Below are 14,069 nucleotides of genomic sequence, written 5' to 3'. Positions count from 1 at the left end.
TATGACGCACGACCCGCGACCCTTCGGCCGGCTGCTGACCGCCATGGTCACCCCGTTCGCCCCGGACGGCTCCCTCGACGTCGAGGGCGCGGCGAAACTGGCCACCTACCTCGTCGACGAGCAGCGTAACGACGCGCTCGTGATCAGCGGGACCACCGGCGAGTCGCCGACCACCTCCGACGCGGAAAAGGACACGCTGCTCCGGGCCGTCATCGACGCGGTCGGCGACCGGGCCAAGGTGGTCGCCGGCGTCGGCACCAACAACACCGCCCACACGCTCGAGCTCGCCCACGCCGCGCAGAAGGCGGGCGCACACGGCCTGCTGGTCGTGACGCCGTATTACAACAAGCCCCCGCAGGCCGGCGTGGCCAAGCACTTCCTGACCGTGGCCGACGCGGCCGAGCTGCCGATCATGGTCTACGACATCCCGCACCGGGCCGGCACGGCGATCGCCACCGAGACCATGTGCCGGATCGCCGAGCACGACCGGATCGTCGCGGTCAAGGACGCCAAGGGCGACTTCACCGCCTCCTCGTGGGTCACCGCCCGCACCGGCCTCGCCTACTACTCCGGCGACGACGCGGCCACGCTGCCGCTGCTCGCCATCGGCGGGGTCGGCCTGGTCGGCACCTCCACCCACTTCACCGGGCCGATCGCCAAAGACATGATCGAGGCGTACGAGCGGGGCGACGTCGCCGCCGCCCTGGCCCTGCACCGGAGGGCGTTGCCGCTGTTCACCGGCATCTTCCGGGCACCCGGCACCATGCTGGTGAAGGCCGGCCTGCGCGCCCGCGGGCTCCCCGCCGGCCCGGTGCGGTCTCCGCTGGTCGACGCCGGCGACGAAGAACTGAACCAGTTGCGAGAGGACGCCGCGAAAGCCGGCATCGTCCTCTAATACAGAGAAAGACGCGAATGAGTCAAGCGCACGTGGAGCTGGATCCGCCACCGCCGCTGCCGGAGGGCGCCCTGCGCGTCACCCCGCTCGGCGGGCTCGGGGCCATCGGCCGCAACATGACCGTGCTCGAGTTCGACGGCAAGCTGCTCGTCATCGACTGCGGGGTGCTCTTCCCCGACGTCGAGCAGCCCGGTGTCGACCTGATCCTGCCCGACTTCACCCCTGTCCTCGATCGCCTCGACGACATCCAGGCGATCGTGCTCACCCACGGCCACGAGGACCACATCGGCGCCGTGCCCTACCTGCTGGCCCACAAGGCGGACATCCCGCTGGTCGGGTCCGAGTTCACGCTCGCGCTGGTCGAGGCCAAGCTCGCCGAGCGGCGGCTCGACCCGTACACGCTGACCGTGCGCGAGGGCCAGACCGAGCGGCTCGGCCCGTTCGAGTGTGAGTTCTTCGCGGTCAACCACTCCATTCCCGACGCGCTGGCGGTGGCCGTGCGCACGCCGGCCGGCCTGGTGCTGCACACCGGCGACTTCAAGATGGACCAGGTGCCGCTGGACGGCCGCATCACCGACCTGGCCGGCTTCGCCCGGCTCGGCGCCGAGGGTGTCGACCTGCTGCTCTCCGACTCGACCAACGCCGAGGTGCCTGGCTTCGTGTCGCCCGAGCGCGACATCGGCCCGGTGCTCAGCTCGATCTTCGGCAAGGCCCGCGGCCGCATCATCGTGGCCAGCTTCGCCTCGCACGTGCACCGCGTGCAGCAGGTGATGGACGCGGCCTGGGAGTACGACCGCAAGGTCGCCCTGATCGGCCGCTCGATGGTGCGCAACATGGGCATCGCCCGCGACCTGGGCCTGCTGCACATCCCCGACGGCCTGCTGGTCAGCCTGGACGAGGCGACCCACCTGCCGGGCGACGAGATCGTCTTCATGTCGACCGGGTCGCAGGGCGAGCCGATGAGCGCGCTCGGGCGGATGTCGACCGGCGACCACCGGCACATCTCGATCGCCCCCGGCGACACGGTGGTGCTGGCGAGCTCGCTGGTCCCGGGCAACGAGACCTCGGTCTACCGGGTGATCAACCAGCTGTCCCGGGCCGGCGCCACGGTGATCCACAAGGAGACCGCCAAGGTGCACGTGTCCGGCCACGCCCCGGCCGGCGAGCTGCTCTACCTGCTCAACGTGGTGCGGCCGAGCAACCTCATGCCGGTGCACGGCGAGTGGCGGCACCTGCGCGCGCACGCCCAGCTCGGCGTGGAGTCGGGCGTGGCGGCCGACCGTGTCGTCCTCTGCGAGGACGGCGACGTGGTCGACCTGGTCGAGGGGCACGCGCGGCACGTCGGCAAGGTGGAAAACCGGTACGTCTACGTGGACGGCCTCGCGGTCGGCGACGTCAGCGAGTCGCTGCTCACCGAGCGGCGCATCCTCGGCGACGGCGGCTTCATCTCGGCCACCGTGGTGATCGACTCGGTCACCGGCAAGGTGGTCGGCGAGCCGAACATCTCGGCCAAGGGCTTCTCCGAGGACCCCGAGGCGTTCAGCCCGGTCATCCCGTTGCTGACCGCGGCCCTGCACCGCTCGGCCGAGGACGGCATCACCGACACCCACCAGTTGCAGCAGGTGGTGCGCCGGACGGTGGGCCGCTGGGTCAACGACGCATATCGACGAAGGCCGATGATCGTACCGACCGTCGTCGAAGTCTGAACCTTCCGCGCGCGAGGTCCGTACCTCAGGTCACGGTGCCGCCCCCACGGCACCTGTGGCTGAGGGGAGTTCCTCGAGATGCAGCGCAGCAGGATCGCCGTGGCGGCGGCGGTCGTGGCAGCGGTCGGAGCGGCGGTGGCGTTCACGCTGCCGTCGATGGCCGGTACCACGTCGTCGACCAAGGCCGCCCCGACCAGGTCCGATGTGTCTCCGCAGATTCTTAAGGCGATGGCACGCGACCTGGGTCTGGATGGTGAGCAGGCGACGGCCCGCCTCAAGCGTTCACTGTGGGCTTCGCGAGTCTCCGCGACGCTGGCGGCGAAGACCGGCTCGGAGTTCGGCGGCGCCTGGCTCGCCACCGACGGCACCACGCTCAAGATCGCGGTGACCGACTCCGGCGCGGCCGCCGCGGTGCGCGCCGCCGGCGCGGTGCCGGTGATGGTCAAGCGCAGCGAGCAGACGCTGATCGGCGCCAAGGAGCAGCTGGACGCGGTCCGCGCCGACGCCGCCGGGGTGACCGGCTGGTACGTCGACGTGCAGACCAACAAGCTGGTCGTGGTGGCCAAGCCCGGCAAGACCGCGGCGGCGAAGAGCCTGGCCCGCGAGGCCGGGGTCGCCGGTGACGCGGTCACCGTGCAGACCAGCGCGGCCTCGCCGAAGCCGCTGTTCGACGTGCGCGGCGCCGACCCGTACTTCATCTCGCTGGACGGCGGCACCGCCCGCTGCTCGATCGGCTTCTCGGTCGAGGGCGGCTTCGTGACCGCCGGGCACTGCGGCACGCCGGGCGACACCACCACCGGCTTCAACCAGCAGGCCCAGGGCGTCGTCAAGGCGTCGGTCTTCCCGGGCGACGCCGACATGGGCTTCGTCGAGGTCAACGGCGACTGGACCCCGCGCGCGGTGGTCAACGACTTCGCCGGCAACGAGCTCCCGGTCGCGGGCAACACCGAGGCGCCGGTCGGCGCGGCGATCTGCCGTTCCGGCTCGACCACGGGCACCCGCTGCGGCACGATCCTGGCCAAGAACCAGACGGTCGTCTACCCGGAGGGCGCGGTCACCGGCCTGACCCGGACCAACGTCTGCGCCGAGGGCGGCGACTCCGGCGGGCCGTGGCTCTCCGGCGACCAGGCCCAGGGCGTGACCTCGGGCGGCTCGGGCGACTGCACGGTCGGCGGCGAGACGTTCTTCCAGCCGGTCAACGAGATCCTCGCGGTCAACGACCTCACGCTGGTGACCAGCGGCGGCGCCGCCCCGCCCGCCGAGGAAGAGCCCAGTGCCCCGCCGGCGGAGCAGGCGAGTGCTTGCGAGCAGCTGCCCGTGCAGCGGCAGGGTGCGATCAACCGGTCCGGTTCGGCCCAGGCCACCCCGGGCAACGGCGCCTTCCGGGCCAACGCCGGCCGGCAGACCGCCTGCCTCGACGCCCCCGACGGCGCCGACTTCGACCTCTTCCTGCAGCGCCTGACCGGCAACGGGTTCCGCACCGTGGCCCGGGCGACCGGGGAGGGCGACAAGACCCTGAGCGTCAACGCGCGCTCGGGCACCTACCGGTACGTGGTCCGCGCGACCTCCGGCACGGGCTCGTACACCCTGGGGTTTGCCACCCCGTAACGGATAAGGCGGGACGCCACCCCACCTGCCGAGGGTGACGTCCCGCCTTACCGTGTAGGCGTGTTCTACGAAGCCGTCGCGCAAGTCGCCGTGGGCCTGCATTTCGCGTTCCTGGCCCTGGGACTGCTCGGCGGCTTCGCCGCGTGGCGCTGGCCGTGGCTGATCTGGTTCCAGGTCGCCGCGGCCGCCTGGCTCCTGCTGGTGGTCGCCGCGAGCCTGCCCTGCCCGCTCACCTGGGTCGAGGACCGGGCCCGCGCCCACGCCGGCCTGCCCGCGCACGAGGGCGGCTTTCTCGCCAACCACGTGGCCGGCCTGTTCTACCCCGTCGGGCACGAGCGGGCCGCGCAGATCGTCGCGGCGCTGGTGGTGCTCAGCTCGTGGGCCGGTTTTGCCGTAGCTCGGCGACGGCGTCGGCGAGCTGGCAGCCCGTCGCGATCCCGCAGATCATCACCTGATCGAGCTGCTCGTCGGTGACGCCCTTCTCCCAGTCGGCGAGCACCTCGCCGATGACGTTGACCACGCCGTCGTCCTGGATGTGCACGTACGCCTTCGGCCAGAGCCGGTCGTGGTTCCACGAGTTGCAGAACTCGTAGAGGCGGACCACGTCCTCCATGCCGAACGCGTGCTGCACCATGGCCCGCACCTGGAGCATCTCGCCGTGCTCGCCGATCTGGAAGAAATAGACCAGGTTGCCCTGGAAGTTCCCGACGACGTCGCCGTCCTCGTCGATCATGTAGCTGAACTCGCGAGCGTCCAGCACCGACTTGATCATTTCATGGGTCAAAGCCTGCACGGGACGACAGTAGCCCGCGGTGCGCCTTCACGTTCGCCGGGCGCATCGACGCTACGGTGTGTTCATGGCTGCCCGCACACCTCCGGCTAGGGCGAGGAAGCCCGCGCCCCGGAAGGCGGCCCCCCGCAAGGCCGCGCCCCGGAAGGCGCCGGCGCGCCGCCCGAGTGCGACCCGTGCCCGCCCCTCGACCAGCTCGGTGGTCGCCACCGGGCTCGGCCGCGGGGTCGGCGCCCTCTGGATGGGCGTCGCGCACAGCGTCGGCTGGGTGGCCCGCGGCGTCGGGCGCCAGGCCGCCACGGCCAAGGAGATCGACCCCGAGCACCGCCGCGACGGCGCCGGCCTGCTGATGCTGGGCCTGGCCATCCTGATCGGCGTCGCGGTCTGGGCGGGCAGCGCCGGCCCGGTCGGCAAATGGCTGGCCGACGCGGTCCGGCTGTTCTTCGGCGGGCTCGCCGTGCTGCTCCCGCTGCTGCTGCTCTACGGCGCGATCCGGCTGATGCGCCGGCCCGCCGATCCGGAGCACCGCGGGCGCGGCGTGGTCGGCTGGACGGCGATCATCCTGGCCACCGCGGCCCTGCTGCACATCGCCCAGCAGCCCGAGCCCGGCGCCGACCTGGCCACGGACAACGGCGGCGGCCTGCTCGGCTACGGCGTCGGCGGGCTGCTCGAGCGGGCGGTGACGGCGTGGGTGGCGGTGCCGCTGCTGGTGCTGCTGTTCGTCTTCGGCCTGCTGGTGATCACCGCCACCCCGATCAACAAGATCCCCGAGCGGGTGCTGCTGCTGGTCGACGTGCTGCTCGGGCGCGACACCGCGCGATCGCCGCTGCCTTCGCCCGACATCGACCTGGATCTCGACGAGGACGAGGACGAAGAGGACGAGCCGGTCAAACCGCGGCGGCCGTCGCGCCGCCGCCAGGGTTCACTCGCGGACATCGGCCTGGCGCCTCCGCTGGAGGAAGAAAACGACGAAATAGTCCACGATGTCGTGCCAATTCCGAAAAGTCGGAAAAAGCCGGCCGCGCCGGCGGAGCACTCGCCGCTTCCCACTCGCGCCGAGCAGCTCGAGATCACCGCGCTCGAGGGCGACTACCACCTGCCCCCGCCGACCCTGCTGGCCACCGGCGCGCCCGCGAAGGCCCGCAGCCGCGCCAACGACGAGGTGATGGCCGCGCTGGCCGGCGTCTTCGACCAGTTCAACGTCGACGCCGTGGTCACCGGCTTCACCCGCGGCCCGACGGTCACCCGCTACGAGGTCGAGGTCGGCCCGGGCGTCAAGGTCGAGCGGATCACTCAGCTCTCCCGCAACATCGCGTACGCCGTGAAGTCCGCCGACGTGCGCATCCTCAGCCCGATCCCGGGCAAGAGCGCGGTCGGCGTCGAGATCCCCAACACCGACCCCGAGATGGTCTCGCTCGGCGACGTGCTGCGCTCGCGGGCCGCCACCAGCGACCACCACCCGATGCTGGTCGCGCTGGGCAAGGACATCGAGGGCGGCTTCGTGGTGGCCAACCTGGCCAAGATGCCGCACATCCTGATCGCGGGCGCCACCGGCGCGGGCAAGAGCTCCTGCCTCAACTCGCTGCTGGTGTCGCTGCTGACCCGGGCCACGCCGGACGAGGTGCGGCTGCTGCTGGTCGACCCCAAGCGGGTCGAGATGACCGCGTACGAGGGGATCCCGCACCTCGTCACGCCGATCGTCACGAACCCGAAGAAGGCGGCGGACGCGCTCGAGTGGGTCGTCGGCGAGATGGACATGCGCTACGACGACCTCGCCGCCAACGGCGTACGCCACATCGACGACTTCAACCGCAAGGTGCGCAGCGGCGAGATCACCGCGCCGCCGGGCAGCGAGCGCGAGCTGAAGCCGTACCCCTATCTGCTCGTGATCGTCGACGAGCTCGCGGACCTCATGATGGTCGCGCCGCGCGACGTCGAGGACTCGGTCGTGCGGATCACCCAGCTGGCCCGGGCCGCCGGCATCCACCTCGTGCTGGCCACGCAGCGCCCGTCGGTCGACGTCGTGACCGGCCTGATCAAGGCGAACGTCCCCTCGCGGCTCGCGTTCGCCACCTCCTCGCTCGCCGACAGCCGGGTCATCCTCGACCAGCCGGGCGCGGAGAAGCTGCTCGGCCGAGGCGACGGTCTCTTCCTGCCGATGGGCGCCTCCAAGCCGACCCGCATCCAGGGCGCGTGGGTCGAGGAGAAGGAGATCGCGGCGGTCGTCAAGTTCTGCCGCGACCAGCGCGAGCCGGAGTTCCGCGAGGGCGTGACCGACGCGCCGCCGAGCAAGAAGAAGCAGATCGACGAGGAGATCGGCGACGACCTCGACCTGCTGCTGCAGGCGATCGAGCTGGTCGTGACCAGTCAGTTCGGCTCGACGTCGATGCTGCAGCGCAAGCTGCGGGTGGGCTTCGCCAAGGCGGGCCGGCTGATGGACCTGATGGAGCAGCGCGAGATCGTCGGCCCGTCCGAGGGATCGAAGGCCCGCGACGTGCTGATCAAGCCCGACGGGCTGGAAGAGGCCCTCGCCTCGCTGCGCCTGGACGATTGATCTCGGCCTCGAGCTCCGCGGGAGTGTCCGGGATCTCGGGCTTTTCAAGATCAAAGGCATCCTTGAGTACGTGGTGAGCAAGCAACCCGAGAGCGGCGAGCATGAGGGTCGCCGGGACGACCAGCGGCAGCATCGCGGGGGACGTGCCGCCGAAGAGGTACGCCTCGTAGCAGAGCAGCGATGCCGCCTGGACCAGCAGCGGGACCGGCCATAGCCGCGGCCGGTAGAAGACCAGGACGACGGTCAGCACGTCGGCCAGGAAGAAGTAGCGCTCGTGCATGCCGGGCAGGAAGAACGGCACCATGATCGCGAAGAGCGCCGCGACGGCGACCAGCCGGCCCCGGGTGATGTGGACGTTCCTGACGATGAGGATGTAGCAGAGGGCCAGGACGAGCACGGCCGTGAAGACATAGCCGAGGGTGCGGACGGTCCCGGCGGCCTCGCCGGCCGGCACGAAGGCGTACAGGCTGGGGGCGCGATAGGTGAGGACCGGGATGTTCTTGGCCTGGCGCCCGAGGTCGTAGATGGTGAACAGCTCGACGGGATTGCGGCCGGCCAGCAGCGCCGGGAGGTCGAGCACCAGGAAGACGGCGGGGACGGCCAGGAACGTACGCCAGGGCAGCCGGCCGCCGAGCGCCAGCAGCAGCAGGAGCGGGAAGATGAAGATCCCCTGCGGCTTGATCGCCAGGGCGGCCGCGCACAGCGCCACCGCGGGCCACGGCCGCTCGCGCAGCAGGAAATAGACCCCGCCGACGGCGAGACCGGCCCACATCGCGTCCATCTGGCCGTACCAGGAGGCGTTGATCGCCACGGTCGGCAGCAGCACCGTCACCAGCGCGGCCGCCATCGGAATCCGCCGGCCGGGGAACTTCAACCCCACGATCTTGTACGCGAAGAAGGCGAGCACCACGTCGAACACGACGAAGACGGCCTTGAGCTTGAAGACCAGCGGCCCCGGCACGTACATCAGCGCCGCCAGCAGGTAGACGAAGGGCGCGTTGTAGTTGCCGATCTCGTCGCCCACCCCGTGCCACGGCCCCACGGCCGCGATCTGGTGGTACCACATGTCGAAGATCGCCATGTCGTTCGTTTCCACGGCCCAGCCCGCCGAGCGGGCCAGCACGGCGCACACGACCAGGGCGCCGACCAGCAGGGCCTCGGCGTGCTGGGGCTGTTTTCTGATGTTCGGCATCGTGCTGAGTATTACGGGCGGAAGGCCCGCTCCGATCAAACAACGGCGTTACCGTCCGTGCGGGGGAACGGCCGCCGCGCGGCGCCCGGTAACCTTGTCGGAGTGTCGGTAACTCCTTCAGTAAATCCTTCTGGTCGCCGGGTCGCCCTTCTCACCCTCGGCTGTGCCCGTAACGAGGTCGACTCGGAGGAGCTCGCAGCCCGGCTCGACGCCGGCGGCTGGGAGGTCAGCACCGACGCGTCCGGTGCCGACGTGGTGCTTGTCAACACGTGTGGCTTCGTGGAAAAGGCCAAGCAGGACTCGATCGAGACGCTGCTGGCCGCGGCCGACACCGGCGCCAAGGTGGTGGCGGCCGGCTGCATGGCCGAGCGGTACGGCAAGGAGCTGGCCGAGAGCCTCCCCGAGGCGCAGGCCGTGCTCGGCTTCGACGACTACGCCGACATCGCGTCCCGCCTCGACGGGGTCATGGCCGGCGAGCGCTTCGACGCGCACACCCCGCGCGACCGCCGCGAGCTGCTGCCGATCACGCCCGTGCAGCGGCAGGCCGCCAAGGTGGTCATCCCCGGGCACGCGACCGTCGACGAGCACACTCCCGCCCACCTGCGTCAGGTGCTGCGCCGCCGGCTCGACTCCGGCCCGGTGGCCTCGCTCAAGCTGGCCAGCGGCTGCGACCGGCGCTGCTCGTTCTGTGCCATCCCGGCGTTCCGCGGCGCGTTCGTCTCCCGCGACCCGCAGGAGCTGCTGGCCGAGGCCGAGTGGCTGGCCAAGTCGGGCGTGCGCGAGCTGGTGCTGGTCAGTGAGAACAGCACGTCGTACGGCAAGGACCTCGGCGACCCCCGCCTGCTGGAAAAGCTGCTGCCCCAGCTCGCCGCGGTCGACGGCATCGTCCGGGTCCGGGCCAGCTACCTGCAGCCCGCCGAGACCCGCCCCGGCCTGGTCGAGGTGATCGCCACCACGCCCGGCGTCGCGGCCTACTACGACCTCTCGTTCCAGCACTCGAGCGAGCCGGTGCTGCGCCGGATGCGGCGCTTCGGCTCGACCGAGCGCTTCCTGGAGCTGCTCGACTCGGCCCGGGCCCTGGCGCCCGCCGCCGGCGCGCGGAGCAACTTCATCGTCGGCTTCCCCGGCGAGACCCGGCAGGACGTCGACGAGCTGGTCCGCTTCCTCACCGACGCGCGGCTCGACGCGATCGGCGTCTTCGACTACAGCGATGAGGACGGCACCGAGGCGGCCGGCCTGTCCGGCAAGGTCCGGGAAGACACCATCAAGCGCCGCTACGACCGCCTGGTGTCGCTCGCCGACGAGCTGTGCGCCCAGCGGGCCGAGGAGCGGCTGGGCTCGATCGTCGAGGTGCTGGTCGACTCGATCGCCGGCGGCGAGGTCGAGGGCCGCGCCGAGCACCAGGCCCCCGAGGTCGACGGCTCCACTACGCTTGTCTCGGGGGACTCCTCCGCAGATCTTGATAAGTTGCGGCCCGGCGACCTCGTCCGGGCCCGGGTGACCGCGACGGAAGGCGTCGACCTGATCGCGGTGCCGGTCGAGATGATCGACGCGGCCCCGGTGCCACGCCCGTGACCGAAGAGCCGGTCACCACGCCGCGTGTCTCGCCCTACAACCCGGCGAACGTTCTTACCGTCCTGCGGATCGTGCTGGTTCCGGTCTTCGTGGCCATCGTCGTCGCTTCCGGGCTCGAGGGCACGGGCGCGCGCATCGCTGCCTGTCTCGTCTTCTGCCTGGCCTCGGCGACCGACTTCGTGGACGGCTGGATCGCCCGCAAGTGGTCGCTGGTCACGTCGTTCGGCAAGATCGCCGATCCGATCGCCGACAAGGCGCTGACCGGCACCGCCCTGATCCTGCTGTCGATCTACGACATGCTCCCGTGGTGGGTGACGATCGTCATCCTGGCCCGCGAGTGGGGTGTGACGGCGTTGCGCTTCTGGGTCATCCGGTACGGCGTCATCGCGGCCAGCCGCGGCGGCAAGCTCAAGACGGTGCTGCAGATCGCCGCGATCGCCTGGTACCTGTGGCCGGTCCCGGAGCCGTTCGACGTGATCGGGCCGTGGCTGATGGGCGCCGCCCTGGTCGTGACCGTGGTCACCGGCGGCGACTATCTCGTCCAGGCGTTGCGCCTGCGCCGCGATCACTAAGCTCGGGTCGTGGACGTGTCCGAGACCCGCCTTGCCGCCGCCGCCGCGGTCCACCGACTGGTCGAGCGCGGTGAGACGTTGGCCACCGCCGAGTCGCTCACCGGCGGCCTGGTGGCGGCCACCATCGTCGAGATCCCCGGGGTCAGCGCGGTCTACCGCGGCGGCCTGGTGGTCTACGCCACCGATCTGAAGGCCTCGCTGGCCGGCGTGCCCGAGCTGCTGCTGAAGGAGCGCGGGCCGGTGGATCCGCAGGTGGCGGTGGCCCTGGCGGCCGGCTGCCGGGAGCGCTGCGGCGCCGATTGGGGCCTGGCGACGACCGGTGTGGCGGGTCCCGATCCGCAGGACGGCAAGCCCGTGGGGCGGGTCTACATCGCCGTCGCGGGCGCGGCCGGCTCCGCCGTACGTGAGCTGCAACTCGACGGAAACCGGGACGTCATCCGAACCGAAAGTGTGATGAGTGTTCTGAGACTCCTCTCAGACACCTTGCAAGAGGCGCCGAACCCATCCTGAGCTGCGGAATGTTGCAGTGATCGCGGTTGTTGAACCGAGGTCCCGCCGCTGGGCCCGCCCGGAATTCGGCGGGGCGGGATGTCGGCGTCGCCGGCAACGGGTACGGTTGCGGGAAGCCTCCGGCGCGTGCCGGCGGCCCGCCGCAGGAGGAGGTGCCATGGTCCTGCTACGCCGGGTTATCGGCGACGCACTTCGGGCGCGCCGGCAGGGACAGCACCGCACGCTGCGCGAGGTGTCCACCGCCGCGAATGTCAGCCTGGGGTACCTGTCCGAGATCGAGCGCGGTCAGAAGGAAGCGTCGAGCGAGCTGCTCGCCGCGATCTGCGAAGCGCTCGGCGCGCGCCTGTCCGAGGTGCTCGGCGAGGTCAGCGACACGCTGCTGCTCGCCGAGGAGATGGAGGGCGTGCTCACGCCGGTCAAGCCGGCCGACGAGCCCGCCGCGGTCCGCAAGGTCGCCCGCGAGGGAGACGTCTCCGTCTCCGTGCGCCAGGATTCGCCGCTCAAGGCGACGCTGCGCACCACGCGGAAACCCAACCGCGAAGTCGTGTACGCCGCCTAGTTCCTTACAGCGTTTTGTCAGGGCCGGATCGCCGTTGGTGGTCCGGCCCTGACCGTATATGGATGTTGGCCCCGCAGGGGCCCGGGTTCTCCGCGCCGTCCGTAGGACCAGGCGCCGGTTGCAGCACAGTACGGGATCGACCCTGACACCGCACACGGCGTAGCCTCGATGCCGTGGGGGAGACCCTGAGATCCCCCCGAGGACACGTGACGACGGTGGCGGCGAGCTGTCACGATGGTGTTCACGCGCCATCGAGGGACAGGTCCTCGTTTCCGCGTCGATGGTGCCGAAGACTGAGCGACATTGAGGGGATACCGCGAGATGGCGAACCCGTTCGTCAAGGGCTGGCGTTACATGATGGCGCTCTTCGGTGCGAAGATCGACGAGTACGCCGACCCGAAGGTACAGATCCAGCAGGCCATCGAGGACGCGCAGCGGCAGCACCAGGCGCTCGTGCAGCAGGCGGCGGCGGTCATCGGCAACCAGCGGCAGCTGGAGATGAAGCTGTCCCGCCAGATGTCCGAGGTCGAGAAGCTGCAGGGCATGGCCCGCCAGGCCCTCGTCCTCGCCGACAAGGCCCGTGCTGACGGCAACGAGTCCGAGGCGCAGAAATACGAGTCGACCGCGCAGACGCTCGCCACCCAGCTGGTCTCGGGCGAGCAGTCGATGGAAGACCTCAAGACCCTGCACGACCAGGCCCTCGCCGCGGCCGGCCAGGCCCGCAAGGCGGTGGAGAACAACGCGATGGTGCTCCAGCAGCGCATCGCCGAGCGCTCCCGCCTGCTCAGCCAGCTCGAGCAGGCCAAGATGCAGGAGACGGTGGCCAAGTCGCTCGAGTCGATGTCGTCGCTCGCCGCGCCCGGCAACACGCCGTCGCTCGACGAGGTCCGCGACAAGATCGAGCAGCGGTACGCGAACGCCATGGGTCGCGCCGAGCTCGCGTCGAACTCGGTCGAGGGCCGCATGCTCGAGGTGCAGAAGTCCAGCCTCGACCTGGCCGGCTCCTCGCGGCTCGAGCAGATCCGGGCCAGCATGGCCGGCGAGAAGCTCGCGGCCTCGCCGCAGCAGCCCGCCGTCGAGCAGGCCCCGCCGGCGGCCGACCCGGCCAGCGTCGCCCGGCTCGACGAGATCCGCGCCAGCATGAACCAGAAGCGGGGCGACACGACCGCGGCCGGCTGAGCCGGTCCAGTCGTCAAGGGGGAGGACCTGCGGTGGACGAGCGGACCAGGTATTTCCGGCGGCTCAAGCGCCTGCGCGGCTCGGCGCGGCGGTGGAGCGTGCTGGGGGGAGGCCTGGTCGCGGCCACCGCGGTCCTCACGCCTTATTCGGGGATAGGCGTGGTCGACGCGATCTGGGCCGGCGCGGCCGGTTCCTCGGTCGCGCTCGCCTGGTGGCGGTGGAGCGATCACCGCGCGCTGGCCGCCACGCCGGCCCCGCCCCCGCCCGACCCGGCGCTCGCCGGTCAGCGGCTGGCCGCCGCGATCGAGCGCTTCCCGGTCGGTCGCACGATGCTGCACGAGATGCGCCGGCAGAAGAACCGCTACGCCCTGCGCGGCTCGGCGATCACGCAGGCCTGGGACCGGCTCGACCGTGCGTCGGCCACGCTCGCCGCTCTCTCCGGCCGGCTGACCGGCCCCGGCGAGGCGGCCGTCCTCGAGGCGGCGGTGGCCGAGCAGTGGCTGCGCGACCTCGGCCAGCGGGTGGCGAGTGTCGAGCGCGCCATCCCGCTCAGCCCACCCGGCGACCGTCGCGCGGGGATCGAGCAGTCCCACGCCGCCCTGGCCGAGCAGTTCACCGACGGTGTCACGGCCTACGAGCGCCTGGTCGCCGCCGCGGCCAGCTACGTCGCCGAGGACGGCCACCCCATGGGCGACGGACGTCATCCCGCCCACGCCGGCCTGGTCGACGCCACCGACCGCTTGCGCGGCCTGGCCGAGGCCCTGGGCGAGCTCAAGCGCCCGCCCGCGACCTCGATCTAGCTGCATGAGGCATTTACTGCCGACTATGTGACTTGCGCCACCGGAATTGCTACGTTCCGTCACTGAGGCGCGCGGTCAGTGCTGATCCGAGCGCCATTTCCGGCTACCTTCGGTAATTTTCCCGATGCG

At 71.1% G+C, this 14,069-nt stretch carries 13 protein-coding genes; 11 read left to right on the top strand and 2 right to left on the bottom strand.

Annotated elements, in window-relative coordinates; all coding sequences use genetic code 11:
• The first annotated feature begins 1 nt into the window (after nucleotide 1).
• The 4 genes from dapA (at nucleotide 2) to ACQPZX_RS42320 (ending at nucleotide 4,683) form a co-directional block, all read left to right on the top strand.
• A complete protein-coding gene (gene dapA / locus ACQPZX_RS42335) occupies nucleotides 2–895 on the top strand; it encodes a 4-hydroxy-tetrahydrodipicolinate synthase (RefSeq protein ID WP_433368848.1) in 894 nt (297 codons plus the stop codon).
• A 17-nt stretch (nucleotides 896–912) separates the two neighbouring features.
• Nucleotides 913–2,601, top strand: a complete 1,689-nt coding sequence (locus tag ACQPZX_RS42330; protein WP_433368845.1) for a ribonuclease J — start codon at nucleotides 913–915, stop codon at nucleotides 2,599–2,601.
• A 78-nt stretch (nucleotides 2,602–2,679) separates the two neighbouring features.
• A complete protein-coding gene (locus ACQPZX_RS42325; protein ID WP_433368842.1) occupies nucleotides 2,680–4,209 on the top strand; it encodes a S1 family peptidase in 1,530 nt (509 codons plus the stop codon).
• Nucleotides 4,210–4,269: 60 nt separating this feature from the next.
• Complete coding sequence (locus tag ACQPZX_RS42320; RefSeq protein ID WP_433368839.1) at nucleotides 4,270–4,683, top strand: DUF2784 domain-containing protein; 414 nt, start codon at nucleotides 4,270–4,272, stop codon at nucleotides 4,681–4,683.
• Here ACQPZX_RS42320 and ACQPZX_RS42315 read toward each other — a convergent pair.
• The gene (locus ACQPZX_RS42315; protein WP_433368836.1) at nucleotides 4,580–5,002 is read right to left on the bottom strand and encodes a YbjN domain-containing protein; all 423 of its coding nucleotides are present in this window, start codon (nucleotides 5,000–5,002) and stop codon (nucleotides 4,580–4,582) included. The two genes, ACQPZX_RS42320 and ACQPZX_RS42315, sit on opposite strands and share 104 nt — an antisense overlap.
• Nucleotides 5,003–5,066: 64 nt before the next feature.
• Here ACQPZX_RS42315 and ACQPZX_RS42310 point away from each other — a divergent pair, with 64 nt between their 5' ends.
• Nucleotides 5,067–7,553 (top strand): DNA translocase FtsK, encoded by a 2,487-nt coding sequence (locus ACQPZX_RS42310; RefSeq protein ID WP_433368833.1) that lies wholly within the window; start codon nucleotides 5,067–5,069, stop codon nucleotides 7,551–7,553.
• On the opposite strand, the gene ACQPZX_RS42305 is transcribed toward ACQPZX_RS42310, so the two are convergent.
• Entirely contained in the window at nucleotides 7,501–8,745 is a 1,245-nt protein-coding gene (locus tag ACQPZX_RS42305; RefSeq protein ID WP_433368830.1) for a glycosyltransferase 87 family protein, read from the bottom strand. The genes ACQPZX_RS42310 and ACQPZX_RS42305 overlap by 53 nt on opposite strands.
• 102 nt (nucleotides 8,746–8,847) lie before the next feature.
• Between ACQPZX_RS42305 and rimO the strand changes: the two genes are divergently transcribed.
• The 6 genes from rimO (at nucleotide 8,848) to pspM (ending at nucleotide 13,940) form a co-directional block, all read left to right on the top strand.
• Nucleotides 8,848–10,320: a 30S ribosomal protein S12 methylthiotransferase RimO gene (rimO, locus tag ACQPZX_RS42300; protein ID WP_433368827.1), complete on the top strand. Its 1,473-nt coding sequence runs from the start codon at nucleotides 8,848–8,850 to the stop codon at nucleotides 10,318–10,320.
• Nucleotides 10,317–10,892: a CDP-diacylglycerol--glycerol-3-phosphate 3-phosphatidyltransferase gene (pgsA, locus tag ACQPZX_RS42295; protein ID WP_433368824.1), complete on the top strand. Its 576-nt coding sequence runs from the start codon at nucleotides 10,317–10,319 to the stop codon at nucleotides 10,890–10,892. The genes rimO and pgsA overlap by 4 nt, the downstream gene beginning before the upstream one ends.
• Nucleotides 10,893–10,901: 9 nt before the next feature.
• Nucleotides 10,902–11,402 (top strand): CinA family protein, encoded by a 501-nt coding sequence (locus ACQPZX_RS42290; RefSeq protein ID WP_433368821.1) that lies wholly within the window; start codon nucleotides 10,902–10,904, stop codon nucleotides 11,400–11,402.
• A gap of 157 nt (nucleotides 11,403–11,559) precedes the next feature.
• Nucleotides 11,560–11,961 (top strand): helix-turn-helix domain-containing protein, encoded by a 402-nt coding sequence (locus ACQPZX_RS42285; RefSeq protein WP_433368818.1) that lies wholly within the window; start codon nucleotides 11,560–11,562, stop codon nucleotides 11,959–11,961.
• Between the two features lie 321 nt (nucleotides 11,962–12,282).
• Nucleotides 12,283–13,140, top strand: a complete 858-nt coding sequence (locus ACQPZX_RS42280; RefSeq protein WP_433368815.1) for a PspA/IM30 family protein — start codon at nucleotides 12,283–12,285, stop codon at nucleotides 13,138–13,140.
• A gap of 32 nt (nucleotides 13,141–13,172) precedes the next feature.
• Nucleotides 13,173–13,940: a phage shock envelope stress response protein PspM gene (pspM, locus tag ACQPZX_RS42275; RefSeq protein WP_433368812.1), complete on the top strand. Its 768-nt coding sequence runs from the start codon at nucleotides 13,173–13,175 to the stop codon at nucleotides 13,938–13,940.
• The last annotated feature ends 129 nt before the right edge of the window (nucleotides 13,941–14,069 follow it).

This window comes from Actinoplanes sp. CA-142083 (genome assembly GCF_050942195.1).
GTDB lineage: Bacteria > Actinomycetota > Actinomycetes > Mycobacteriales > Micromonosporaceae > Actinoplanes.
This window is presented reverse-complemented; position numbering and strand designations above follow the sequence as displayed.

Coding starts and splice junctions, on each gene's coding strand:
- dapA (WP_433368848.1), top strand. CDS start 2: ATGACGCACGACCCGCGACCCTTCGGCCGGCTGCTGACCGCCATGGTC.
- ACQPZX_RS42330 (WP_433368845.1), top strand. CDS start 913: ATGAGTCAAGCGCACGTGGAGCTGGATCCGCCACCGCCGCTGCCGGAG.
- ACQPZX_RS42325 (WP_433368842.1), top strand. CDS start 2,680: ATGCAGCGCAGCAGGATCGCCGTGGCGGCGGCGGTCGTGGCAGCGGTC.
- ACQPZX_RS42310 (WP_433368833.1), top strand. CDS start 5,067: ATGGCTGCCCGCACACCTCCGGCTAGGGCGAGGAAGCCCGCGCCCCGG.
- ACQPZX_RS42305 (WP_433368830.1), bottom strand. CDS start 8,745: ATGCCGAACATCAGAAAACAGCCCCAGCACGCCGAGGCCCTGCTGGTC.
- ACQPZX_RS42285 (WP_433368818.1), top strand. CDS start 11,560: ATGGTCCTGCTACGCCGGGTTATCGGCGACGCACTTCGGGCGCGCCGG.
- ACQPZX_RS42280 (WP_433368815.1), top strand. CDS start 12,283: ATGGCGAACCCGTTCGTCAAGGGCTGGCGTTACATGATGGCGCTCTTC.